Genomic DNA, 23,228 nt, shown 5'->3' with positions numbered 1-23,228 from the left:
ATCCACGGTTGCTCAGTCCGCGTCCGGGGCCTCTCCCGCGCCTTCCGGCCGCGGCGATGTCACACCCGCGGACGGGCTCTGCGTGGGGTCGAGGCGCAGCACGAGGTGGCCGACGGCCGCCGCCGACTCGGCGGCGGCCTCGGTGTCGTCCTCTCCCGCACGTCGGCCGTGCGTCACCGCGACGACCCCGAGCTCCTCGGGGTCGCCCGCACCCTGTTCGGCGTCGCCGAGGCGGCCGCGCGCATGGTCCAGGATCGCCTGGTTGACGGCACGAAACCCCTCGTCGTCCGCCTTCGCTCCGGGTACGGGGAGCAGGTCGGCCCCGGTCCTGGCGGTCAGCGTGCGACAGCGCCGCTCCCACTGCGGCCCCTTGTCGGCGACGGAAGCGGCCACGGACCCCTCGGGGTCCTCGGTGACCAAGAGCTCGACCCGGCTGCCGGAGGGCAGTGCACGCCGGCGGTCAGCAGGTCCGTGCCGACGGCGGCGGAGCCCACGGCGAGCCGCGGCTGGGTGGTCTCCTGGCCGTGGATCCGCTCCACCGACTCGGCCAGCAGGATGTCGCCGTCGGGGGCGTCGGCGTAATGCCCCGCGCGGGCGAGGTACAGGTGCTGCTCGCGGCGCAGGTTCTCGCACACGGACCGGTAGTTGATCCGGCTCTCCTGGAACTTGAACAGCTGCTGCGCGCCCCCGATGACCGCGATCAGGCCACCCATCAGCGCCGCGACCCCAGTGGGCGCGGACGCGGCGACGGTCACCGGTAGCCCGGCAGCCAGCAGGAGCGTCGCCAACTTCAGCAGTCTGAAGCCACGTTGGTCACGACGGCGCAACCGCGCGTGCACGGCAAGCACGTGCAAGGGGTGGCCCGGTCCGCTACGGGCTGCGTGTGTCCAGCCGCAACGGTCCGGGCCAACCACTTGAAACGCTTTGCGAGTCGCCGGTCCGAGCCCTCGGTCCTCGGTCCTCGGTCAGACCTTCCGGGCCCGGGCCGTCTTCTTCGCGGGCGTGGCCTTCTTGGTGGCTCCCGTCGCCTTCTTCGTCGCCGTGTTGTTGGCGGCCTTGGCCGTCGCCGCCGTTCTCTTCGTCGTCGATGTGGCCGCCACCGTCTTCTTGACCGCCCTCCGGCTCGGGGCCTTCACCGGGGCATCGCTGATCCGGTCGGCGCCGAGGATCTCCCGCAGGAACTTGCCGGTGTGGCTGGCCGGGATCCCGGCCACCTGCTCGGGCGTGCCCTCGGCGACCACGAGACCACCGCCGGCGCCGCCTTCGGGACCCATGTCGACGACCCAGTCGGCGGTCTTGATCACGTCGAGGTTGTGCTCGATGACGATGACCGTGTTGCCCTTGTCGACCAGGCCGGACAGGACCGTCAGCAGCTTGCTGATGTCCTCGAAGTGCAGACCGGTGGTCGGCTCGTCCAGTACGTAGACCGTGCGTCCGGTGGAGCGCTTCTGCAGCTCGCTGGCGAGCTTGACGCGCTGCGCCTCACCGCCCGACAGAGTGGTCGCGGACTGGCCGAGCCGGACATAGCCGAGACCGACGTCGTTGAGCGTCTTCAGGTGGCGGGAGATCGCCGGAACGGCCTCGAAGAAGTGCATGGCCTCTTCGATCGGCATGTTCAGCACGTCCGCGATGGACTTGCCCTTGTAGTGGACCTCCAGGGTCTCCCGGTTGTAGCGGGCGCCGTGGCAGACCTCGCACGGGACGTACACGTCCGGGAGGAAGTTCATCTCGATCTTGATGGTGCCGTCGCCCGCGCAGTTCTCGCAGCGGCCGCCCTTGACGTTGAAGGAGAAGCGGCCGGGCATGTAGCCGCGGACCTTCGCCTCGGTCGTCTCGGCGAACAGCTTGCGGACGTGGTCGAAGACGCCGGTGTACGTCGCCGGGTTCGACCGGGGGGTGCGGCCGATGGGCGACTGGTCGACGTGCACGACCTTGTCGACGAGGTCGTCGCCGTCCACGCGCGTGTGCCGCCCGGGAACGCTCCGGGCGCCGTTCAGCTCACGGGCCAGGTGCGTGTACAGGATGTCGTTGACCAGCGTCGACTTGCCGGAGCCGGACACGCCCGTGACCGCCGTGAACACGCCCAGCGGGAAGGACACGTCGATGTCCTGGAGGTTGTTCTCGCGGGCGCCGTGCACCGTGAGCTGCCGGGACGGGTCGAGGGGGCGCCGGATGTCGGGCACCGGGATGGACTTCTTGCCCGCCAGGTACTGACCGGTCTGCGACTCGGGGTTGGCGAGCAGCTCCTTCAGGGAGCCGCTGTGCACGACCCTGCCGCCGTGCTCACCCGCGCCGGGGCCGATGTCGACGACCCAGTCGGCGACCTTGATGGTGTCCTCGTCGTGCTCGACGACGATCAGCGTATTGCCCATGTCCCGCAGCCGGACCAGGGTCTCGATGAGCCGGTGGTTGTCGCGCTGGTGCAGTCCGATGGACGGCTCGTCGAGGACGTAGAGGACGCCGACGAGGCCGGAGCCGATCTGGGTGGCCAGGCGGATGCGCTGGGCCTCGCCGCCGGAGAGGGTGCCGGCCGCGCGGTTCAGCGAGAGGTAGTCCAGGCCGACGTCGACCAGGAACCTGAGCCGCTCGTTGACCTCCTTCAGCACGCGCTCGGCGATCTTCTTGTCGCGGGCGCTCAGCCTCAGCTCGCGCAGGAAGTCCGCGCAGTCGCTGATCGACATCGCGGAGACCTCGGCGATCGACTTCTCCATGATCGTGACCGCGAGGACGATCGGCTTCAGGCGCGTGCCCTCACAGGTGGGGCAGGGCACCTCGCGCATGTAGCCCTCGAAGCGCTCGCGGCTGGCGTCGCTCTCGGCCTCGCTGTGCCGGCGCTTGACGAAGGGGACCGCTCCTTCGAAGGGCGTGGTGTACACGCGCTCGCGCCCGTACCGGTTGCGGTACCGGACCTCGATCTGCGTCTTGTGGCCGTGGAGCAGAGCCTTCTTGGCGCGCTGCGGCAGACCGGCGAAGGGGATGTCCGTCCGGAACCCCAACGCGTCCGCCAGGGCGCCGATCAGGCGGCCGAAGTAGTCCTTGGTGTGGCCGTGCGACCAGGGGTGGATGGCGCCCTCGTCGAGGGACTTGTCCTCGTCCGGGACGATCAGCTCGGGGTCGACCTCCATGCGCGTGCCGATGCCGGTGCAATCGGGGCAGGCGCCGAAGGGCGAGTTGAAGGAGAAGGAGCGGGGCTCCAGCTCCTCGAAGGAGAGGTCGTCGTACGCGCAGTACAGGTGCTCGGAGTACATACGCTCGCGCTCGGGGTCGTCCTCGGGGAGGTCGACGAAGTCGAGCACCACCATGCCGCCGGACAGGCCGAGGGCGGTCTCCACGGAGTCGGTGAGGCGGCGCTTGGCGGACTCCTTCACCGTGAGACGGTCGACGACCACCTCGATGGTGTGCTTCTCCTGCTTCTTCAGGGTGGGCGGGTTGGAGAGCTGGATCGTCTCGCCGTCCACCCGCGCGCGGGAGTAGCCCTTGGTCTGGAGATCGGCGAAGAGATCGACGAACTCTCCCTTGCGCTCGCGCACCAGCGGCGACAGCACCTGGAATCGGCTTCCCTCCGGCAGCTCCAGGACCTTGTCGACGATGGCCTGCGGCGACTGGCGCGTGATCGGGCGGCCGCACTCGGGGCAGTGCGGCTTGCCGATGCGCGCGAAGAGCAGGCGCAGGTAGTCGTAGACCTCGGTGATCGTGCCGACCGTCGAGCGCGGGTTGCGCGAGGTCGACTTCTGGTCGATGGAGACCGCGGGCGAGAGGCCTTCGATGAAGTCGACGTCCGGCTTGTCCATCTGACCGAGGAACTGGCGGGCGTACGAGGAGAGCGACTCCACGTAGCGCCGCTGACCCTCGGCGAAAATGGTGTCGAAGGCCAGGGAGGACTTGCCCGAACCGGACAGGCCCGTGAAGACGATGAGCGAGTCGCGGGGCAGGTCGAGCGAGACGTTCTTCAGGTTGTGCTCGCGCGCGCCACGGACGATGAGACGGTCGGCCACGCCGGTCCGCACCTTTCTTGAGAGAAGTGACAGGGGCGAGGCCCCCGTGCTTTCTCAGACTAGGGGGAGCCACTGACAACGCCGGTCGGATTCCCAGGAGGCATAACAATCCCCGGCCATCCAGCATGCCCGACGCCACGCCCGACCCTATAGCACGCACATTCGATTTACGGCGCCTGTTCACCACCTTCACCCAAAGGTGTGGCGGGTTTAGGGTCAGCAGCATGATTGATCACGCTCATGACCTGGCGTCTGTACGCGACGCGACGGAGCGGCTCCTCACCGCAGCCGCCAAATTGGACAACGCGTCAGTGTCCGAGCCGTCACGACTGCCGGACTGGACCCGCGGCCACATCCTGGCCCACCTCTCCCGGAACGCCGACGCCCTCGTGAACGTCCTGGAGGGGCGTCCCATGTACGCCTCCGCCCAGGCGCGTGACGCCGAGATCGAGCGGGACGCCCAGCGCCCCCTCGACGTCCAGCTCGCCGACCTGCGCGAGAGCGCGGCCCGCTTCCAGGAGACCGGGGCCGCCCCGGCGGACTGGTCGCGCACGGTGGAGCTGCGAAACGGGGTCACCGACTCGGCGTCCCGGGTGCCGTTCCGGCGGTGGGCCGAGGTGGAGCTGCACCATGTGGACCTCGGGATCGGGTACGAGCTGGAGGATCTTCCCGCCGAGTTCGTGGAGCGGGAGATCGACTTCCTGGCCGAGCGCTTCAGCGGCCACCCCGACGTGCCGGCCACTCATCTCACGGACGGCACGCGCGCGTGGAGCACGGGCCGCGAGGCGGGCACACCCGAGGTCACCGTCACGGGCACCGGACCCGACCTGCTCGGCTGGCTCGCCGGACGCCGTGACGGCTCTGCGCTGACGGTGCGTGGCGGCGCCCTGCCCGCGCTCCCTCCGCTGTAGCACCGGGACGGCCCCCGGGCCGCTCCCCGCTATAGGCTGACCGCCATGACGTACAGCGGAGCGGTGAAGGTCGGCGGCCCGGCCGATGTGCACGAGCTGCGGGACCTGATGATCACGAAGATCGCGGTCGGCCCGATGGACAACAACGCCTATCTGCTGCGCTGCCGGGCCACCGACGAGCAGTTGCTGATCGACGCGGCGAACGACGCCCACACCCTGCTCGGCATGATCGGCGACGACGGCATCGCGTCGGTGGTCACCACGCACCAGCACGGCGACCACTGGCAGGCGCTCGCCGAGGTCGTGGCGGCCACCGGCGCCCGTACCTACGCCGGACGGGACGACGCCGACGGCATTCCCGTGCCGACCGACGTGCTGGTGGACGACGGCGACGTCATCCGCGTGGGGCGGGTGGAGCTCACCGCGCGCCATCTGGTCGGGCACACGCCGGGCTCGATCGCCCTCGTCTACGACGACCCGCACGGGCATCCCCATGTGTTCACCGGGGACTGCCTCTTCCCGGGCGGCGTGGGCAACACCCGTAAGGATCCGAAGGCGTTCGCCAGCCTGATCCACGACGTCGAAACGAAGATCTTCGACGTGCTGCCGGACGAGACCTGGGTCTACCCGGGGCACGGCAACGACACGACGCTCGGCGCGCAGCGGCCGCATCTGCCGGAGTGGCACGCGCGCGGGTGGTGAGCGGCGGCACGCGGGCGCGCGTACTGAATGCGCGCCCCGCGCCAGCGCCGTGCACGCGCCCCGTGTGAACCATTCACACACGCCGGTGTCGCGCGCACGCTCCCCGCGCACATGGTTGCGCAGTCAACTGGAAGCAGCCCCGCACAGGATGACGGCTCCTGCGCGGTACGGGCCGCCGGTCTTCCGATCCCCGCCCTCGGCCGGCGGCCCCGGCGACCTTCACGGGAAGTGTTCACAAGAATGCAACACCCGTTCCCACTATCCGGACAATTCCCGCTGTGACCTCGACAAACGGGCCGGCGGGCTGTCAATCTCCCGCCATGCATCCTGCCCCGCGCGCGCTGCGCCGCGCCGTCGCCGCCGCGACCATCGCTCTGCTCGCCACCGCCGTCGGCTGTGCTCCGCAGCCGGAGGAGAAGGCGGCCGACTCGCCTTCGGGACCGGCCGGGACCACCTGCGCCAAGGGCAAGTTGGGCACCAAGACCTCCGGCAAGCTGACCATCGCCACCGACGAGCCCGCGTACGAGCCGTGGTTCAAGGACGACAAGCCCGCGAACGGCGAGGGCTTCGAGTCGGCGGTCGCGTACGCCGTGGCGAAGCAGCTCGGCTACGACAAGAGCGCCGTCGTCTGGCAGAGCATCCCCTTCAACAAAGCCTTCGCGCCCGGCGAGAAGACGTTCGACTTCGACATCAACCAGGTGTCCATCAGCGACGAGCGCAAGAAGGCCGTGGACTTCTCGTCCGGCTACTACGACGTGCGCCAGGCCGTCATCGCGCTGAAGGACTCCAAGGCCGCGAAGGCGAAGAGCATCGCGAACCTGAAGGACGTGAAGCTGGGCGCCCAGGTCGGCACCACCAGCCTCAACTACATCAACGACGTGGTGCGGCCGAAGCAGGCGGCCGCCGCGTACGCCAAGAACGACCAGGCCAAGTCCGCGCTGCAGAACGGCCAGGTCGACGCCATCGTCGTGGACCTGCCGACCGCCTTCTACATCACCTCGGCCGAGGTGACGGACGCGAAGATCGTGGGGCAGTTCGAGAACCAGGGCGGTACGCCGGAGCAGTTCGGGCTCGTCCTCGACAAGGGCAGCGCGCTCACCTCGTGCGTGACGGACGCCGTGGACGCGCTGCGCGAGGACGGCACGCTGGCGAAGCTCGAGCAGCGGTGGCTGTCCGAAGCCGTCGACGCCCCGGTGCTCAAGTGACGGTCACGAAGGAGGAGTCCGGCCAGGAGGGCGCGGACGACAAGGGTGACATGAGCGGCGGGGGCGACGGTTACGTCCCGTCGCAGCGGCGGATCGAACGCGAGGCCTACAAACGCGCCCGCTCCCGTCGTGCCACGGCGATCGCCGCGCTCTCGACCCTGATCACGGGCGTCGTCCTCTATGTGGTCGTCGTCAACGCGCCTGGCTGGCCGCGCACCAAGGAGACGTTCTTCGACTGGGGCTACGCGCGCGAGGCGCTCCCCAGGGTGCTCGAAGGGCTCTGGCTCAACGTCCGGCTGCTGCTGATCTGCGGCGCCGCCGTTCTGGTCCTCGGGATGCTGATCGCCGTCGCCCGCACCCTGCGGGGTCCGGTGTTCTTCCCGCTGCGGGTGCTGGCCGCCGCGTACACCGACTTCTTCCGGGGCCTGCCGCTCATCATCAACCTGATGATCGTGGTCCTCGGCGTCCCCGCGCTGCGACTGCAGGGCGTGACCGTCGACCCGGTGCTGCTGGGCGGTACGGCGCTGACGCTGACGTACTCGGCGTACGTCGCCGAGGTGTTCCGCGCCGGCATCGAGTCCGTGCACCCCTCGCAGCGCGCCGCGGCCCGCTCGCTCGGCCTGACCAACCGGCAGGCGTTGCGGCACGTCGTCCTGCCGCAGGCCGTGCGCCGCCAGGTGCCGCCCCTGCTGAACGACCTGGTGTCCCTCCAGAAGGACACCGGTCTCGTGTCGATCGGCGGCGCGATCGACGCAGTACGGGCAGCCGACATCATCGTGGGCCGCAGCCTCAACTACACGCCGTACATCGTCGCGGGCCTGGTCTTCGTGGCCCTGACCATCCCGATGACCCGGTTCACCGACTGGGTGACGGCCCGGATGGACCGTCAGCGGGCCCAGGGAGGATCACTGTGAGCGACGCACCCGTGCTGCGCATGGAGTCAGTCCGCAAGACCTTCGGCGGCTCGGTCGTGCTGCGGGACGTCGATCTGGAGGTCGCTCCGCACACGGTGACCGCGCTGATCGGCGCTTCCGGCTCCGGTAAGTCCACACTGCTTCGCTGCGCCAACCTCCTGGAGGAGATCGACGACGGCGCGATCTGGCTGGACGACGAGGAGATCACCGACCCGCGTGTCGACCAGGACGCGGTACGCCGCCGTATCGGCGTGGTCTTCCAGGCGTACAACCTCTTTCCGCACATGACGGTCCTGGAGAACATCACCCTGGCCCCGCGCCGGGTGCACGGCGTGTCCCGCGCGGAGGCCGAGGCACGCGCGCGTGAGCTCCTGGAGCGGCTCGGACTGGGCGAGAAGGCGGGCGAGTACCCGGACCGGCTGAGCGGCGGCCAGCAGCAGCGGGCGGCGATCGTCCGCGCTCTGGCCGTACGTCCCCGGCTGCTGCTGCTCGACGAGATCACCGCCGCCCTCGACCCCGAGCTCGTGGGTGAGGTCCTCACCGTCGTCCGCGACCTGAAGGAGGACGGTATGACCATGGTGCTGGCGACGCACGAGATGGGCTTCGCCCGCGATGTCGCCGACCAGGTTTGCTTTCTGGACGGAGGGGTGGTTCTGGAGCGCGGCACGGCCGAGCAGATCTTCGGCGACCCGCGGCAGGAACGCACGCAGCGCTTCCTGCGGCGGATCGTGGAGGCGGGGCGGCTGTAAGGGGCGTCCGCCAGGACAGCGGGACTTACGCCTCGGCCTGACCCGCCCGCGCCAGCGCCGCGACCCGCTCGACGCCGAACACGTACCCCTGCACCCCGCACCCCGCGATGACCCCGTCGGCGCGCAGCGAGACGTACGAGTGGTGCCGGAACGACTCGCGCTGGTGGATGTTGGAGATGTGGACCTCCAACACCGGCAGTCCGTCGCAGGTGTTGAGTGCGTCCAGGATCGCGACGGACGTGTGCGAGTAGGCACCCGGGTTGATGACGATCCCGCAGTGGTTCAGCCGCGCCTCGTGGATCCAGTCGACCAGCTCGCCCTCGTGGTTGGACTGACGGAGGTCCACCGTGCCGCCGTGCGCGGCCGCCGCCTTGGCACACAGGGCCTCGACGTCGGCGAGGGTGTCGGAGCCGTAGATCTCCGGCTGGCGCTGACCGAGCAGGTTCAGGTTGGGTCCGTTGAGGATCATGATCGGGGCGTTGGCCAGGGTGCGGGGCACGGTTCCTCCGGTCCGGTGAAGGTGGACTGCTCGGACCCGGTTTATCACGGTGCGAGGAGGGAGTGACGGCTCGTACCCTTCGCGGGATGACGACACCCGCGTACCCTCCCAAGCCCTCGCCCGGCGACCGTATAGCCGTCGTCTCGCCCTCCGGTGGCCTGCCGGAGCTCTTCCCGCGCCCGTACGAGCTGGGCCTGGAGCGGCTGCGCACGGAGTTCGGCCTCGAACCCGTCGAGTATCCGACGACCCGGAAGATGGGGACGACGCCGCGGGAGCGTGCCGACGACATCCACGCGGCCTTCACCGACCCAGGCGTCAAGGCCGTCATCGCGTCGATCGGCGGCGACGACCAGATCACCGTGCTGCCGCTGCTGGACCGGGAGTTGATCCGCACGAACCCGAAGCCCTTCTTCGGGATGAGCGACAACACGAACCTGCTCGCCTACCTGCACAGCGCCGGGATCGTCGGCTACCACGGCGCGAGCGTGATGGTCGAACTGGGCCGCCCGGGCGCCATGCACCCGCAGACCGCCGAGTCCCTGCGGGCGGCCCTGTTCACCTCGGGCGAGTACGAACTGAGGCCCGCCGAGCGCTGGAAGGACGTCGACCGCGACTGGGCGGACCCCGCGACTTTCGAGGCGGAGCCCGAGACCCGGCCCGGCACCGGGTGGACCTGGCTGAACGCCGACCGGGTGGTCGAGGGCCGTACTTGGGGCGGCTGCCTGGAGATCCTCGGCTGGCTGCTGATGGCCGACCGCGAGGTCTGCCGCGATCTGACGGTGTACGACGGCGGAGTGCTGCTCCTGGAGACCTCGGAGGACCTGCCGAGTGACACGGAGGTCTTCCGCACCCTGCGGAACATGGGCGAGCGCGGTCTGCTCCAGCGCTTCTCCGCGCTCCTGATGGGCCGCCCGAAGACCTGGTCCTTCGAGCACCCCAACAGCCCGGAGGAGGGCGCCCGTTACGCCGCCGAGCAGCGCGAGGCCGTGCTGCGCGTCATGCGGGCCTATGCCCCCGAGGCCACGATCGTCTTCGACGTGGACTTCGGGCACACCGACCCTCAACTCGTCATCCCCTACGGCGGCACCGTGCGCGTCGACGGCCCGGCCAGGCGCATCACGGTCGCGTACTGACGCGGGCCGCGACCCCGCGCGCCCCCGTAACCCACGATCACTGTGGGTAGTTGACGCGGCATGCACGACGTACGCACCGTAAGGGCACCCTCCATGCTGCGGCTCGCGGCCGCCTCGCTCGCCGGGACGGCCATCGAGTTCTACGACTTCTTCGTCTACGGGACAGCCGCGGCGCTGGTCCTCGGTCCGCTGTTCTTCCCGACGTTCTCGCCGGTGGCGGGGACCCTGGCCGCCTTCGGGACGTTCGGCGTGGGCTTCGTCGCGCGGCCGCTGGGGTCGGTGCTGTTCGGGCACATCGGGGACCGGCACGGGCGTCGGCCGGTCCTGGTCGCCTCGCTGCTGCTGACCGGCGCCTCCACGGTCGCGGTCGGCTGTGTACCGACGTACGAGACGATCGGCGTGGCCGCTCCCGTGCTGCTTCTGGTGCTGCGTTTCCTGCAAGGGCTGGGGCTCGGCGGGGAGTGGGGCGGGGCCGTGCTGCTGACCGTGGAGCACGCGCCCGCCGAGCGGCGCGGCCTCTGGTCGAGCTTCCCGCAGGTCGGGCCCGCGCTGGGCTTCCTGCTCGCCAACGGCGTGGTGCTGGGGCTGGCGGCGACGCTGTCCGAGGCGCAGTTCACGCAGTGGGGATGGCGGGTGCCGTTCTGGGCGGCGGGAGTGCTGGCCGTGGTCGGACTGTGGCTGCGGTCCTCGCTCGCGGAGAGTCCCCGTTTTCTCGAAATCGACGACCACGCGCGCGTGCCGCTCGCCGAGGTCGTGCGCGACCACTGGCGGCTCGTGCTGCTGACGGCCGGGGCGCTCTCGGTCGGGTACGCGATCTTCTACGCCGTGACGACCTGGTCCCTCGCGTACGCGACTGAGCGGCTCGGGGTGAGCCGTACCGTCATGCTGACCTGCATCATGGCCGCGGTGCTGGTGAAGGGCTCGCTGACGCCCGTGGCGGCGCTGCTCGGCGACCGCTGGGGGCGGCGGCCCCTGTGTCTGGCCGGGTGTGCGGCCGCCGCCGTGTGGATGTTCCCGATGGTCGCGCTTCTCGCGACGGGGGAGCCGCTGCGGATGTTCCTCGGCTTCCTGGGAGCGATGCTGGCGTTCATCACGATGTTCGCGGTCATCGCCGCGTATCTGCCGGAGCTGTACGAGCCGCGGGTGCGCTGCACGGGCGCCGCGGTCGGCTACAACCTCGGCGGGGTCCTAGGGGGCGCACTCACGCCGATCGTGGCGACGGCTCTTGTCGAGCAGGGCGGTGGGGTGCCGTGGGGCGTGGGGGCGTATCTCACCGGGATCGCGCTGCTCAGTCTGGCGTGTTTCACGCTGCTGCCCGAGACACGGCCGGTGCCGGTGGTGGCGGCGAAGCCGGCTATGGATTGATCGCCGGCTCATGAAGTGATCGTCGCAGAGACGACAGGCAACCACCCCCCTCCCGGGGGGTGGTTGTTCCTGCGTCCGAGGTGGTCAGGCCTCGATGCTGTCCTTCGGAGCGTCTTCGGCCTGGGCCTGCGCCGCCTCGGCCGCCGCCTGCTTCTTGGACGCCCTGAGGCTGGTGATCGTGGTGACGATCAGAACCGCGCAGATCACGCCGAGGGAGACCGGGATACTGATCTCCGGGACGTGGACGCCGGACTCGTGCAGTGCGTGCAGAACCAGCTTGACGCCGATGAAGCCGAGGATGATCGACAGGCCGTAGCTGAGGTGGACCAGCTTCTTGAGCAGTCCGCCGATCAGGAAGTACAGCTGCCTGAGGCCCATCAGCGCGAACGCGTTGGCCGTGAAGACGATGTACGGGTCCTGGGTCAGGCCGAAGATCGCGGGGATCGAGTCGAGCGCGAAGAGGACGTCCGTGGTGCCGATCGCGAGCATCACGACCAGCATCGGGGTCATGACCCGCTTGCCGTTCTGCTGGATCCACAGCTTGGTGCCGTGATAGCGGTCGGCGACGCCGAAGCGGCGCTCGGCGGCCTTGAGCAGCTTGTTCTCCTCGTACTCCTCGTCCTCCTCGTCGGCCCGGGCCTCCTTGATGAGCTTCCAGGCGGTCCAGATCAGGAAGGCGCCGAAGAGGTAGAACACCCACGAGAAGCTGGCGAGGATCGCCGCGCCGGCGGCGATGAAGATGGCCCGCAGGACCAGGGCTATGAGGACGCCGATGAGCAGCACCCGCTGCTGGTACTGCGAGGGAACCGCGAACTTCGCCATGATCAGGACGAAGACGAAGAGATTGTCGACACTCAGCGACTTCTCGGTGATGAAGCCCGCGAAGAACTCGCCGGCTGGCTGACCGCCGCCGAAGACGAGCAGGCCGAATCCGAAGAGTGCGGCCAGGACGATCCAGACGACCGTCCAGATTCCGGCTTCCTTGATCGATACGTCGTGTGGCTTGCGGCCGATGAAGAAGTCGACCGCGATCAGGGCGCCAAGGCCCACGATCGTCAGGACCCACAGGGTCAGGGAAACATCCACTGCGCCTCCGGCAGTCATAACGGCAAATGTCAGCGTCGTCGCTACCGGAGGTCTCTTCCACCCAAGATGGGCCGACGCCCCGGGATCTGGCCTGATCCGTATTGACGGGTACGCCGCAGTCGACAGGGAGTACTCCCCTCCGTGAGGAAGACGGTACCCCAATCACCAAGGAAAGGTAAAGCCGTTGGCAAAGTAAAGGTCAAACTGCCTGTTCAGCTCTCTTTACATGCGCTTGGTGCGGGCCGCTGCGACCTCGGTGAGCACGTGCTGGAGCACCTGACTGCCGGCCGGCACGAGCGACGGCTCGTACGTCCAGGCATGCCCCACCCAGGGGTCGGCGAGGTGGTCGTCGGGCACCGGGGTCAGTCGCAGGAGCGAACGCCACAACGGGTCGAGCAACGGGCCGTAGCCGGCCGCCTCCTCGCGGTCCGCGACCATCATCAGGTGGACGCCTACGGCCGGACCCTCGTCCGCGAGGTAGCGCAGCTGGTTCACGGCGCGGTCGTCGAAGCCGTGCGGGAAGTCGTTGACGATCAAGAGCTGCTCGGAGGTGTCGAGGCCGGGCGGGAGCGAATCGGCCGCGCCGGCGCGCACCGCCATCTGTACGAGGTCGACGCGCTCGGTGAGGCGGCCGAGGACATCCGTCACCCCCGCCGCTCCGAGCGCGGGCGGGGCCGCGAGGACGCCGGTCCGCACCAGCGGTACCAGCGCCTGCCCTCCCGAACCGGCGGGGTCGATGACGTGCACGGTGAACTCGCCCGCCGGATGGACGGCGAGCAGCCGGGCCGCGTGCGCCACCGCCGTCTCCATCGCGAGCCGCCGCAGGTCGTGGGCGTCGGTGAACGAGCCGTCCAGCGATCCGGCACGTCCGCTGTCGATCCACATCCCGCGTTCCAGCGGCAGGCGGACCAGCAACGGAATCCGCAGCTGAGCGCATTCGGGCAGGTGGAGGTCGCCCAGGCGCAGCGCCATGGGGTTGTCCATGGGCACGCGGTAGCCGTGCCATACGGGGCTGTCCCAGCCTGCGTAGGCCGGCGGCAGCGCGGGCTCGACGACCTCGGATTCGGCGGTGAGCTGGGTGAGGTCCCGGTCGAGGGCCTCGCGGGCCTGGTCGACGAGCTGGGTGTACTTGGCGCGGGCCGCCTCGCGCGCGGCGTCGCCCTGTCCGCCGATCCGGCTGCGCGGGTCGGACAGGATCTGGTCGAGTTCCTTCTCCATGCGCGAGTCGGCGAAGTCGACGGCGCTGCGATACGCGGCCATGGTGCGGGCCAGGTCCTCGAACATGCCCCACACCTGGTTGTAGAGCCGCTCGGCCATGGACCAGCCGGTCGCGTCACCCGCGACCGGCCGCGCGGGCTGCCCGGGCTGGGCCGGGGGCGCGGTCGGAGGGGCCGGCGGGGCCGCGTTCTGTCGGCGCGGGTGCCTGTAGTCGATCGGGCCGCCGGTGGGCGGCAGGGACGGCTGGGTGACCGCTGAGGGGCCCCTGGGCGCGGGTTCTTGGGGGTATCCGGGCTGCGGGGTGTTCACCGCCGGGGTGCCCGGAGTTCCGTAGGGAGAGGTCGGCTGCTGCGGGGTACTGGCCGCCGGAGTTTCCTGCGTGTCGTGGGGAGGGGTGGGCTGCGGTGGTGCGCCGGGTGCCGGGGTGCCCTGCGTGCCGTACGGAGACGTGGGCTGCGTCGGTGCGCCGGGTGCCTGGGGACCGTACGAAGACGTCGGCTGTGTCGGTACGGGGCCGGAGGCGCCCTGGGGCGTGGGTCCGCCTTGGTCGGGGCCGCGGGCCGGTGCGGCCGCCTGCCGGGAGCGGTCGCCGTCCGTCGTACGTGGCGGGGGTGCCGGGACCGAGCGGGCCAGGCCCTGCGCCACCGCCTCGTTGATACCGCCGGCGAGCTGGTGGGCCTGGGGCAGGCCCTGGTCGGTGAGGAGTTCGGCGAGGCCGCCCGCATATCCCTGGCCGACGGCGCGCACCTTCCAGGCGCCCTGGCGGCGGTACAGCTCCAGGGCGACGACGGCCGACTCGGCGTCCAGGTCGGTGATCGTGTAGCTGGCGACCTCGGTGCCGTCGAGGCCGGTGACCGCGACGAACGGGGCGGCTACGGCACCGAAGCGCACCGGTCCTCCCCCGCCCGCCGCGGGCAGGGCGAGCAGCACGCTGATCCGGTGCACGGCCTCGGGCATGGCGCCCAGGTCGACCGCGAGGCGATGGTCGGCGGCCGCCTGCCGGGAGACCTCGAGCCCCGGCAGGGCGGGTGTGCCCGGGTGGGCCACCCACTCGACGCCGTGCACCGTGCCCTGCTCGTCGCCGAGCGTGGCCACGGCCACGACCGGTGTGCCGGCCGAGACCCGGATCTCGAGACGGGCCTGGGAGAGCGGGTGGTTCTGCCCCCGCACCAGCTCGGCCGTCATCGCCCTTCGTCCCCCTGTGTCGTTGTGTCGTGTCGTGGGCGGCCCGCCGTGCCGGCCTACAGGTGCGGCAGGATCGCCGGCATCAGGTCCTGGAAGGTGCGGCCGTTGGTCGGCGTGCCGAGGGCCGTCATCGTCCAGCCCGGGCCCGTGCGGTGCACCTTGGCCATGATCTGGGCCGTGTAGGCGCCGCCGCCCGCGAGCGTGTAGCGGGCGAGCTCCTGGCCGTTGGTCTCGTCGACCAGGCGGCAGAACGCGTTCTGGACCTCCTGGAAGGTCTGTCCCGTGAAGGAGTTCACGGTGAAGACGATCTGGTCGATGTGGACCGGCAGGCGCGACAGGTCGACGAGGATCGCCTCGTCGTCGCCGCCCTGGCCGACACCACCGACGAGGTTGTCACCGGTATGACGCACCGAGCCGTCGTCGCTCACCAGGTGACGGAAGAACACGACGTCGACCGGCTGCTTGTCCGCGAACAGGACGGCGGAGGCGTCCAGGTCGATCTCCCGGGTGCGCGTGCCGAACAGGCCGCGCCGGGGAGCCGCCTGCCAGCCGAGACCCATGCGCACGGCCGTCAGGCTGCCGCCGTCGTTCTTCTGCAGGCTGATGGCCTGCCCCTTGGCCAGATTGACGCCGCCACCGGACGCGCCGCCCTTGGATACGTCCACCACGCGCTGGTCCCCTCTCGTGTTTCCCCTGTTGCCGCGGGATCCGCGGATGCCCTGAACCCTACGCAGGGCCACTGACAGTGCCGTACCCATGTCCGCACTTTGTGTCGGTCTTGCAACACAGTGCGTACGCGGCGAGCCGCGGGGACGCTTGTGCGGGCCGTCAGGCCAGGCCGGCCTCCTTCATCTGGCGCAGCTCCTTCTTCATCTCGGAGACCTCGTCGCGCAGCCGGGCCGCGATCTCGAACTGGAGGTCGGCGGCGGCGGCGCGCATGCGCTCGGTCATCTCCTCGATCTGCCCCGCGAGCTCGGCGGCCGGGCGGTCGGTCGGGACCGTCTCCTTGGCCTTGCCCTTGCCGGCCTTGGCGCCCCCCGCCGCCTTGCCGCCGAGGGCGGGCACGGGGGCCTTGGCACCCTTGCCGTCCTTCGCCTTGCGGTAGCCGGAGCCGAGCAGCTGCTCGGTGTCGATGTCCTCGCGGGCGATCTGCGCGACGATGTCGTTGATCTTCTTGCGCAGCGGCTGGGGGTCGAGGCCCCTCTCCTTGTTGTACGCGACCTGCTTCTCCCGGCGGCGGTTGGTCTCCTCGATGGCCTTCTCCATCGCCGGGGTGATCTTGTCGGCGTACATGTGGACCTGACCGGAGACGTTGCGCGCCGCGCGGCCGATGGTCTGGATCAGGGAGGTGCCCGAACGCAGGAAGCCCTCCTTGTCGGCGTCCAGGATCGCCACCAGGGACACCTCGGGCAGGTCGAGGCCCTCGCGCAGGAGGTTGATGCCGACCAGGACGTCGAACTCGCCGGAGCGCAGCTCGCGCAGCAGCTCCACCCTGCGCAGGGTGTCGACGTCGCTGTGCAGGTACCGCACCTGGATGCCGAGCTCCAGGAAGTAGTCGGTGAGGTCCTCGGCCATCTTCTTGGTGAGCGTGGTGACCAGGACGCGCTCGTCCTTCTCGGTCCGCTTGCGGATCTCGTGCACCAGGTCGTCGATCTGGCCCTCGGTGGGCTTGACGACGACCTCGGGGTCGACGAGGCCGGTGGGCCGGATGATCTGCTCGACGACGCCGTCCGAGCGGGAGAGCTCGTACTTGCCGGGGGTCGCCGACAGGTAGACGGTCTGCCCGATGCGCTCCTGGAACTCCTCCCACTTCAGGGGGCGGTTGTCGAGGGCGGAGGGCAGGCGGAAGCCGTGGTCGACGAGCGTGCGCTTGCGGGAGGCGTCGCCCTCGTACATGGCGCCGATCTGCGGGACGGTGACGTGCGACTCGTCGATGACGAGCAGGAAGTCGTCCGGGAAGTAGTCGAGCAGGGTGTTGGGCGGGGATCCGGGCGAGCGGCCGTCGAAGTGCATCGAGTAGTTCTCCACGCCGGAGCAGCTGCCGATCTGGCGGAGCATTTCGAGGTCGTACGTCGTGCGCATCCTGAGGCGCTGGGCCTCCAGGAGCTTGCCCTGCTTCTCCAGCTCGGCCAGGCGCTCCCCGAGCTCCTTCTCGATGTCGTTGACGGCCCGCTCCATGCGCTCGGGACCGGCGACATAGTGGGAGGCCGGGAAGACGTACAGCTGCTGGTCGTCGCTGATGATCTCGCCGGTGAGCGGATGGAGGGTGGACAGGGCCTCGATCTCGTCGCCGAACATCTCGATGCGGACGGCGAGCTCCTCGTAGACCGGGAAGATCTCGATGGTGTCGCCGCGGACGCGGAAGGTGCCGCGGGAGAAGGCCATGTCGTTGCGCGTGTACTGGATGTCCACGAAGCGGCGCAGGAGCTCGTCGCGGTCGAACTCTTCGCCGACCCTGAGGGGGACCATCCGGTCCACGTACTCCTGCGGCGTACCGAGGCCGTAGATGCAGGAGACCGAGGCGACCACCACGACGTCGCGGCGGGTGAGCAGCGAGTTGGTCGCGGAGTGGCGCAGCCGCTCGACCTCCTCGTTGATCGAGGAGTCCTTCTCGATGTAGGTGTCCGACTGCGGGACGTATGCCTCTGGCTGGTAGTAGTCGTAGTACGAGACGAAGTACTCGACGGCGTTGTTCGGCAGCAGCTCGCGGAACTCGTTCGCCAGCTGGGCGGCCAGCGTCTTGTTCGGCGCCATCACGAGCGTGGGGCGCTGGAGCTTCTCGATCATCCACGCGGTGGTGGCGGACTTGCCGGTGCCGGTCGCGCCGAGCAGGACGACGTCCTTCTCACCGGCCTCGATGCGCCGCGCGAGATCGGCGATGGCCGTCGGCTGGTCGCCGCTGGGCTGGTACGGGCTGACGACCTCGAAAGGCGCCACCGTGCGTTCGATGTGGGAAACGGGCCGCATGCCATCCACCGTACGACCCCCCACTGACAACGCGGCCCGAACAGCGGCTTTGCCCGGCGGGAGGGACAGGTGGTCCCGGGTGCCTGTGGCGGATCAGCGCTTCTGCGGTGTGCGGTCGTGGTGGCCCAAGGGGCGGGGGGTGCGGAACGAGGGGCGGCGGGCGGGAGGGTGAGTGACCAGTTCACGCGCGGGAACGCCTGGCTTGTTCTCGGCGGATGTCCAGACGGGCTTGCCCATGACCATCAGCGGATCGAACATCACGACCACGGCCGCGAGGAGCAGGAAGGCGAGCGGGCCGATCATCAGGGGTGCCAGCAGGGACGCGGGCGAATCGCCGGCGGTGGGGGCCGCCGTGCCGTGGAGATGGACCTTGAGGGCCGCCATGCCCGTGTAGTGCATGCCGCTGACGGCGAGCCCCATGACGAGGCTCGCGCCCACGCTCCACAGGAACCCCCGGACCTGTCCGGCCGCCCACAGGGCGGTGGTGGCGGCGACGACGGCTATGACGACGGAGGCGGCGACGGTGAGCGTGTTGTACTCCAGCTTTCCGTTGAGGCGCATGCCGGCCATGCCCAGGTAGTGCATCGAGGCGATACCCAGGCCGGTGATGGCACCTCCGGTCATCAGGGGCGCTCCGGTCGTGCCCTTGTAGCCGACGATGAAGATCCCGATGCCCACCATGACGATGGCCACCCCCAGGCTCGCGAATGTCGTCGCCATGTCGTAGTGGATCGGCGACTGCTCGACCTTGAAGCCCATCATCGCGATGAAGTGCATCGTCCATATGCCGGAGCCGATCGCGGCCGCGCCCAGGGCCAGCCAGCCGGGTCGCCAGGAGTTGCCGACGAGCATGGATCTGGTGGTGCAGCGCAGGCCGAGGGCCCCGCCCAGGCAGGCCATGAGGTAGGCCACCAGCGGTGTGACGAGTCCGTAGCTGAATCCGTCGACCGTGCCCTGCATGCGCGGCTACCCTTCCGCCCTCTTCCGTCCCGGAATTCCCTGATGTGCACCCCTTCCCAGGACCGCCCGAGCGGTCAGGGTTGACGCAGAGAGTATGACCCCCACCGGAATGGTCGAACGACTTTCCGGCAAAGAAACACGCCCTTGCCGCAGTTGTGCGGTACCAGTGAGCGGACTTGGGGCAACTCCATTCAACTTGTGGCCATTCTGTACCCCTCTGCCGTTGACCCTCTGCTGTCACAGTTGAGCTGTCTGTGATTTCCCGATTGCTCGACGCGAGGAGTACGCATGCACGCGCGCGCAGTTGCCGCCGCCACGACCACCGCACTCCTGGGGACCACCGCCTTTCTGCTGCCCGCCCCCGACGTCCGCATCGGCGAGGGCGGTGAGCGGCCCACGGTCATCGCCCACAGGGGTGCCTCCGCCCATGCGCCCGAGAACACCCTGGCCGCCGTCGACAAGGCGGCCGAGCTGGGGATCGACTGGGTCGAGAACGACGTCCAGCGCACCAAGGACGGCGAGCTCGTCGTCCTGCACGACGACAGCCTGCAACGCACCACCGACGTCGAGGAGGTCTTCCCCGACCGGGCGCCCTGGAAGGTGCGGGACTTCACCGCGGCCGAGATCGCGCGCCTCGACGCGGGGAGCTGGTTCGGTGCCGCCTACGCGGACGCGCGCGTGCCGACGCTCGAGCAGTACGTGCGGCGCGTCGAGCACCATCACCAGAAGCTGCTCCTGGAGATCAAGAACCCGCAGCTGTACCCCGGCATCGAGCGACAGACCCTCAAGCTCCTCAGCAACGAGGGCTGGCTGGACCGGCGGCACCTCGCGGGCCGGCTGATCGTGCAGAGCTTCAACGCGGACACCGTGCGGACCGTTCACGAACTCAAGCCCGGCGTGAAGACCGGCTTCCTCGGTACGCCGCCCGTGGCGGACCTGCCCACCTACGCGACCTTCACCGACCAGATCAACCCCTCGTACGGCTCCCTCTCCGCGGAGTACGTCTCCGCCGTACACGCCTTCACCGGCCCGCACGGCAAGCCGCTGGAGGTCTTCACCTGGACCGTCGACACCGCGGACACCGCCCGGCTGGTCGCGGGGTACGGCGTCGACGGCATCATCACCAACGCGCCGGACGTGGTGCGCGACGCGTTGCCCGAGCTCTGAGCCCCGACCGGGGAGCCCGCACAGTCCGGCGTCCGCGGCTCCCCGGGCGTTGTCAGTGCCGGGTCGTACGGTGGGTCGCATGAACAGCCATGGGCAGTACGAGCAGCAGGTCGTGTGGGCCGTCGTCGCCACCGACATCGGTCCGCTGCTGCTGGCCGCGACCCGCGAGGGCCTGGTCAACGTCGTCTTCCACGCCACGGACGCGGTCCGCGACAAGGCGCTCGACCGCCTGAGGTCCAGGCTGGGCGACGAGCCGGTCGAGGCACCCGACTCCCCGCTGCTGGCGGAGGCGATACGCCAGGTGAAGGCTTATTTCGCGGGCGAGCGGCACGACTTCGAGCTGCCCCTGGACTGGTCGCTGATCTCGGGCTTCAACCGACAGGTGCTGCGCGAGCTGTCGTCCGGCGTGGTGTACGGCACGGTCGTCGGGTACGGCGATCTGGCCGGGCGGGTCGGCCAGCCGGGCGCGGCCCAGGCGGTGGGCATGGCCATGGGCTCCAATCCGCTGCCGGTGGTCGTGCCCTGCCACCGGGTCGTCGAGAGCGACGGCGGCATCGGCGGCTTCGGGGGCGGCCTGGAGACCAAGCGGAAACTGCTCGCCCTGGAGGGGGTACTGCCCGAGCCGCTGTTCTGAGCACTCGGGCGCCGTCCGCGCGCGACGGCCGGCCGGGATGCCAGAGCATGTGGGACGCCCTTCGGGGGGCCACGCGCGCGTGGCCCCCCGCGCCCTAGTCGTAGTGGCGCGCCTCGAAGACGTTGCCGTCCGGATCACGGAAGTAGAAGCTGCTTGTGGCCTTGCCACGGGCGCCGAAAGAGCCTTGCGAGACGTCCGACACGGGAACGGCGCGTTCCTCCAGTCGGGCGCGCAGCGCGTCGAAGGCGTCCTGGGGCAGGGCGAGACACACGTGGTTGACGGGGTGCCCGGAACTGTCCGCGGCGCCGGGGAGCATCTTCATGCGCTCCGCCATGGTCAGCGGCATGAGGTCGACGATGGCCTCGTCGTTGACGCGTACGGAGGGAAACGGCGCCTCGCCGGCGGTGAATTCGGCGAGCCTGACCGGCTCCAGTCCGACGGCCTTCTCGTAGAAGTCGGCGGCGGCGACGGGGTCGCGTACCCAGAGGACGATGTGGTCGAGGCGTGTCGTGTTGTCCGTCATGCAGCCCAGGCTGGTGTCGTCCCCCACAGGCCGCAAGTGTTTGACCGGGCGCGCCGCCCGCCAGAGATGAGGGAAGACCGACCGACAGGAGGCAGGCACGTGGTGCTGGTGGTGTCCGAAGAAGTCCGGGAGGCGATCGACGCGCGTCGACCCGTGGTCGCCCTGGAGTCCACGATCATCGCGCACGGGCTGCCGCGCCCGCGCAATCTGCGGGTGGCGCTGGAGCTGGAGGACGTCGTACGGCGGGAGGGCGCCGTCCCCGCGACGATCGCCGTGCTGGACGGGCGGCCCCACGTCGGCCTGGACAAGGAGCAGTTGGAGCGGGTCGCGAACGAGGACGGGATCCGCAAGCTGGGTCATCGCGATCTGCCGCTCGCGGTGGCCTCCGGGGCGAGCGGGGCTACCACGGTGTCGGCGACCGCGCTGCTGGCGGCCCTGGCGGGCGTACGGGTGTTCGCGACGGGCGGGCTGGGCGGGGTGCACCGGGAGTGGACGGTGACGCAGGACGAGTCGGCCGACCTCGGCCTGCTGGCGCGCACACGCATCACGGTGGTGTGCGCGGGGGTGAAGTCGATCCTGGACGTGCCGGCGACTCTCCAGCGGCTGGAGACGCTGGGCGTCGCGGTGGCCGGGTACGGCACGGACCGGTTCCCCGGCTTCTATCTGTCCGACTCGGGGCATCCCGTGGACTGGACGCTGGACTCCCCGCAGCGGGTGGCGGACGTGATGACGGCACAGGACGCGCTCGACGGGCCCGAGTCGGCACTGATCGTCGCCAACCCGGTGCCCGAGGAGGAACAGCTGGATCCCGAGCTGCACGCGCGTGTGCTCGCCGACGCGCTGCACGCGTGCGAGGAGGAGGGGATCACAGGTCAGGCGGTCACGCCCTTCCTGCTCGACTACCTGGTGCGGCACACCGACGGGGCCTCACTGAGCGCCAACCTGGCGGCGGTGCGCGGCAACGTGCGGCTGGCGGGGCGGATCGCGGCGGCCTGGGCCGGGGCGTGACAGCGGGGCGGCCCGGGCGCGACGCGGCCGCTGCGGCGGATCACCGGCGAAGCCGAGCCCGTCCGGACGGCGCGCTGCTGGTCGTAGGGGATGTCGTCACGGACGTCGTCGCCCGGCGCCGGGGGCCGCTCGCCGCGGGCACGGACACGGCCGCGACGATCCGGACGCTGCCGGGCGGCGCAGGCGCGAACGTGGCCTGCTGGGCCGCTCACGGTGGCCATGCGGAGGTACGGCTGCTCGGCCGGGTGGGCGCGGACGCGGCGGCGTGGCACGAGCGGGAGTTGGTCGCCTGCGGAGTACGGCCCCGGCTCGTCGTCGATCCGCAGTCGCCGACCGGGACGGTGATCTGCCTCGTCGATGCGGATGCCGCCGCCGAGCGGACGTTCCTCACCGACAGCGGCGCGTCGTTGCGGCTCTCGCCCGACGACTGGTCGGACGCGTTGCTCGACGGTGTCGTACGACTGCATCTGTCGGGCTACCTGCTGTTCTCCGAACCGAGCCGCGCGTTGGTGGCGGTGGCGCTGGAGGCGGCACGCGCGCGTGGGGTGCCGGTGAGCCTGGATCCGGCGTCGGCCGGTTTCCTGGTGGAGCTGGGCGTCGACCGGTTCCTGGCGCTCGTCGAAGGCGTGGACGTCCTGCTGCCCAGCCGGGACGAGGCGTGCCTGCTCACGGGGTTGCCCGATGCGGCGGACGCGGCGGCCGAACTGAGCCGCCACGTGCCGCTGGTGGTCGCCAAGCAGGGGGCGGACGGTGCGCTGGTGGCCCGTTCCGGTGCGGTGTGCGCCCGTGTCCCCGCCGTACCGGCGACGCCCCGGGACACCACCGGGGCCGGCGACGCGTTCACCGGCGCCTTCCTCGCCGCGCTGCTCACCGGCGCCGGAGCCGAGGACGCGGCGGCGGAGGGATGCCGGGCGGGGGCATCGGCGGTGGAGCGGGTGGGGGGCAGGCCGCCTGGGCGCGGTTGAACGGCAGGGCTTAGCGGAGCCCGGTCTCGGCCGCCCGCAGCG

The 23,228-nt window shown here is 70.3% G+C and carries 21 protein-coding genes; 11 read left to right on the top strand and 10 right to left on the bottom strand.

Features of this window, described 5'->3' with window-relative positions; genetic code table 11:
* Positions 1-12: 12 nt before the first annotated feature.
* From ABT063_RS13800 to uvrA, 3 genes are all read right to left on the bottom strand, one after another.
* Positions 13-393: a hypothetical protein gene (locus ABT063_RS13800; protein WP_351057475.1), complete on the bottom strand. Its 381-nt coding sequence runs from the start codon at positions 391-393 to the stop codon at positions 13-15.
* The gene (locus tag ABT063_RS13795) at positions 336-839 is read right to left on the bottom strand and encodes a DUF4231 domain-containing protein (RefSeq protein WP_351057555.1); all 504 of its coding nucleotides are present in this window, start codon (positions 837-839) and stop codon (positions 336-338) included. The genes ABT063_RS13800 and ABT063_RS13795 overlap by 58 nt, the downstream gene beginning before the upstream one ends.
* 126 nt (positions 840-965) lie before the next feature.
* Positions 966-3,995 carry an excinuclease ABC subunit UvrA gene (gene uvrA, locus ABT063_RS13790; protein ID WP_351057474.1) on the bottom strand — a complete coding sequence of 1,010 codons (3,030 nt, stop codon included), beginning with the start codon at positions 3,993-3,995 and terminating at the stop codon, positions 966-968.
* A 224-nt stretch (positions 3,996-4,219) separates the two neighbouring features.
* Between uvrA and ABT063_RS13785 the strand changes: the two genes are divergently transcribed.
* From ABT063_RS13785 to ABT063_RS13765, 5 genes are all read left to right on the top strand, one after another.
* Entirely contained in the window at positions 4,220-4,906 is a 687-nt protein-coding gene (locus ABT063_RS13785) for a maleylpyruvate isomerase family mycothiol-dependent enzyme (protein WP_351057473.1), read from the top strand.
* A gap of 45 nt (positions 4,907-4,951) precedes the next feature.
* The gene (locus ABT063_RS13780) at positions 4,952-5,608 is read left to right on the top strand and encodes an MBL fold metallo-hydrolase (protein ID WP_351057472.1); all 657 of its coding nucleotides are present in this window, start codon (positions 4,952-4,954) and stop codon (positions 5,606-5,608) included.
* A 320-nt stretch (positions 5,609-5,928) separates the two neighbouring features.
* Positions 5,929-6,813, top strand: coding sequence for an ABC transporter substrate-binding protein (locus ABT063_RS13775; RefSeq protein ID WP_351057471.1), 885 nt, complete (start codon positions 5,929-5,931; stop codon positions 6,811-6,813).
* Entirely contained in the window at positions 6,810-7,727 is a 918-nt protein-coding gene (locus ABT063_RS13770) for an amino acid ABC transporter permease (RefSeq protein WP_351057470.1), read from the top strand. The genes ABT063_RS13775 and ABT063_RS13770 overlap by 4 nt, the downstream gene beginning before the upstream one ends.
* Positions 7,728-7,747: 20 nt before the next feature.
* Positions 7,748-8,476: an amino acid ABC transporter ATP-binding protein gene (locus ABT063_RS13765; RefSeq protein WP_351057553.1), complete on the top strand. Its 729-nt coding sequence runs from the start codon at positions 7,748-7,750 to the stop codon at positions 8,474-8,476.
* A 25-nt stretch (positions 8,477-8,501) separates the two neighbouring features.
* Here ABT063_RS13765 and aroQ read toward each other — a convergent pair whose 3' ends face one another.
* Positions 8,502-8,975 (bottom strand): type II 3-dehydroquinate dehydratase, encoded by a 474-nt coding sequence (gene aroQ / locus ABT063_RS13760; protein ID WP_351057469.1) that lies wholly within the window; start codon positions 8,973-8,975, stop codon positions 8,502-8,504.
* Positions 8,976-9,061: 86 nt separating this feature from the next.
* Here aroQ and ABT063_RS13755 point away from each other — a divergent pair, with 86 nt between their 5' ends.
* Positions 9,062-10,108 carry a S66 family peptidase gene (locus ABT063_RS13755; protein ID WP_351057467.1) on the top strand — a complete coding sequence of 349 codons (1,047 nt, stop codon included), beginning with the start codon at positions 9,062-9,064 and terminating at the stop codon, positions 10,106-10,108.
* A 60-nt stretch (positions 10,109-10,168) separates the two neighbouring features.
* Positions 10,169-11,473 carry an MFS transporter gene (locus ABT063_RS13750; RefSeq protein ID WP_351057465.1) on the top strand — a complete coding sequence of 435 codons (1,305 nt, stop codon included), beginning with the start codon at positions 10,169-10,171 and terminating at the stop codon, positions 11,471-11,473.
* Between the two features lie 84 nt (positions 11,474-11,557).
* On the opposite strand, the gene ABT063_RS13745 is transcribed toward ABT063_RS13750, so the two are convergent.
* The 5 genes from ABT063_RS13745 to ABT063_RS13725 all read right to left on the bottom strand — a co-directional run bounded on the left by ABT063_RS13745 (position 11,558) and on the right by ABT063_RS13725 (position 18,889).
* Positions 11,558-12,559 (bottom strand): TerC/Alx family metal homeostasis membrane protein, encoded by a 1,002-nt coding sequence (locus ABT063_RS13745; protein ID WP_351057464.1) that lies wholly within the window; start codon positions 12,557-12,559, stop codon positions 11,558-11,560.
* A 222-nt stretch (positions 12,560-12,781) separates the two neighbouring features.
* A complete protein-coding gene (locus ABT063_RS13740; RefSeq protein WP_351057463.1) occupies positions 12,782-14,962 on the bottom strand; it encodes a TerD family protein in 2,181 nt (726 codons plus the stop codon).
* 56 nt (positions 14,963-15,018) lie between these two features.
* A complete protein-coding gene (locus tag ABT063_RS13735; RefSeq protein WP_351057552.1) occupies positions 15,019-15,585 on the bottom strand; it encodes a TerD family protein in 567 nt (188 codons plus the stop codon).
* 205 nt (positions 15,586-15,790) lie between these two features.
* On the bottom strand, positions 15,791-17,929 hold the full coding sequence (uvrB, locus tag ABT063_RS13730) for an excinuclease ABC subunit UvrB (RefSeq protein ID WP_351057462.1): 2,139 nt from the start codon (positions 17,927-17,929) through the stop codon (positions 15,791-15,793).
* A gap of 93 nt (positions 17,930-18,022) precedes the next feature.
* Positions 18,023-18,889: an MHYT domain-containing protein gene (locus ABT063_RS13725; protein ID WP_351057461.1), complete on the bottom strand. Its 867-nt coding sequence runs from the start codon at positions 18,887-18,889 to the stop codon at positions 18,023-18,025.
* A 288-nt stretch (positions 18,890-19,177) separates the two neighbouring features.
* Here ABT063_RS13725 and ABT063_RS13720 point away from each other — a divergent pair, with 288 nt between their 5' ends.
* A complete protein-coding gene (locus ABT063_RS13720) occupies positions 19,178-20,056 on the top strand; it encodes a glycerophosphodiester phosphodiesterase (RefSeq protein ID WP_351057460.1) in 879 nt (292 codons plus the stop codon).
* A gap of 79 nt (positions 20,057-20,135) precedes the next feature.
* On the top strand, positions 20,136-20,690 hold the full coding sequence (locus tag ABT063_RS13715; RefSeq protein ID WP_351057459.1) for a methylated-DNA--[protein]-cysteine S-methyltransferase: 555 nt from the start codon (positions 20,136-20,138) through the stop codon (positions 20,688-20,690).
* A gap of 94 nt (positions 20,691-20,784) precedes the next feature.
* On the opposite strand, the gene ABT063_RS13710 is transcribed toward ABT063_RS13715, so the two are convergent.
* On the bottom strand, positions 20,785-21,213 hold the full coding sequence (locus ABT063_RS13710) for a VOC family protein (RefSeq protein WP_351057458.1): 429 nt from the start codon (positions 21,211-21,213) through the stop codon (positions 20,785-20,787).
* A gap of 99 nt (positions 21,214-21,312) precedes the next feature.
* Between ABT063_RS13710 and ABT063_RS13705 the strand changes: the two genes are divergently transcribed.
* On the top strand, positions 21,313-22,221 hold the full coding sequence (locus ABT063_RS13705; protein WP_351057457.1) for a pseudouridine-5'-phosphate glycosidase: 909 nt from the start codon (positions 21,313-21,315) through the stop codon (positions 22,219-22,221).
* Positions 22,222-22,295: 74 nt separating this feature from the next.
* Positions 22,296-23,186, top strand: a complete 891-nt coding sequence (locus ABT063_RS13700) for a carbohydrate kinase family protein (RefSeq protein WP_351057551.1) — start codon at positions 22,296-22,298, stop codon at positions 23,184-23,186.
* Positions 23,187-23,228 lie beyond the last annotated feature (42 nt).

Source organism: Streptomyces sp. NPDC002838 (assembly GCF_040295365.1).
In the GTDB taxonomy this organism is placed as follows: Bacteria; Actinomycetota; Actinomycetes; order Streptomycetales; family Streptomycetaceae; genus Streptomyces.
The sequence above is the reverse complement of the archived record's forward strand: the minus strand, read 5'-3'. Positions and strand labels throughout refer to the sequence as shown.

What these genes read in the sequence shown, in the direction of transcription:
- ABT063_RS13785 (WP_351057473.1), top strand. Translation starts at nt 4,220, where the DNA reads ATGATTGATCACGCTCATGACCTGGCGTCTGTACGCGACGCGACGGAG.
- ABT063_RS13780 (WP_351057472.1), top strand. Translation starts at nt 4,952, where the DNA reads ATGACGTACAGCGGAGCGGTGAAGGTCGGCGGCCCGGCCGATGTGCAC.
- ABT063_RS13775 (WP_351057471.1), top strand. Translation starts at nt 5,929, where the DNA reads ATGCATCCTGCCCCGCGCGCGCTGCGCCGCGCCGTCGCCGCCGCGACC.
- ABT063_RS13765 (WP_351057553.1), top strand. Translation starts at nt 7,748, where the DNA reads ATGGAGTCAGTCCGCAAGACCTTCGGCGGCTCGGTCGTGCTGCGGGAC.
- ABT063_RS13755 (WP_351057467.1), top strand. Translation starts at nt 9,062, where the DNA reads ATGACGACACCCGCGTACCCTCCCAAGCCCTCGCCCGGCGACCGTATA.
- ABT063_RS13750 (WP_351057465.1), top strand. Translation starts at nt 10,169, where the DNA reads ATGCACGACGTACGCACCGTAAGGGCACCCTCCATGCTGCGGCTCGCG.
- ABT063_RS13740 (WP_351057463.1), bottom strand. Translation starts at nt 14,962, where the DNA reads ATGACGGCCGAGCTGGTGCGGGGGCAGAACCACCCGCTCTCCCAGGCC.
- uvrB (WP_351057462.1), bottom strand. Translation starts at nt 17,929, where the DNA reads ATGCGGCCCGTTTCCCACATCGAACGCACGGTGGCGCCTTTCGAGGTC.
- ABT063_RS13725 (WP_351057461.1), bottom strand. Translation starts at nt 18,889, where the DNA reads ATGCAGGGCACGGTCGACGGATTCAGCTACGGACTCGTCACACCGCTG.
- ABT063_RS13720 (WP_351057460.1), top strand. Translation starts at nt 19,178, where the DNA reads ATGCACGCGCGCGCAGTTGCCGCCGCCACGACCACCGCACTCCTGGGG.
- ABT063_RS13715 (WP_351057459.1), top strand. Translation starts at nt 20,136, where the DNA reads ATGAACAGCCATGGGCAGTACGAGCAGCAGGTCGTGTGGGCCGTCGTC.
- ABT063_RS13710 (WP_351057458.1), bottom strand. Translation starts at nt 21,213, where the DNA reads ATGACGGACAACACGACACGCCTCGACCACATCGTCCTCTGGGTACGC.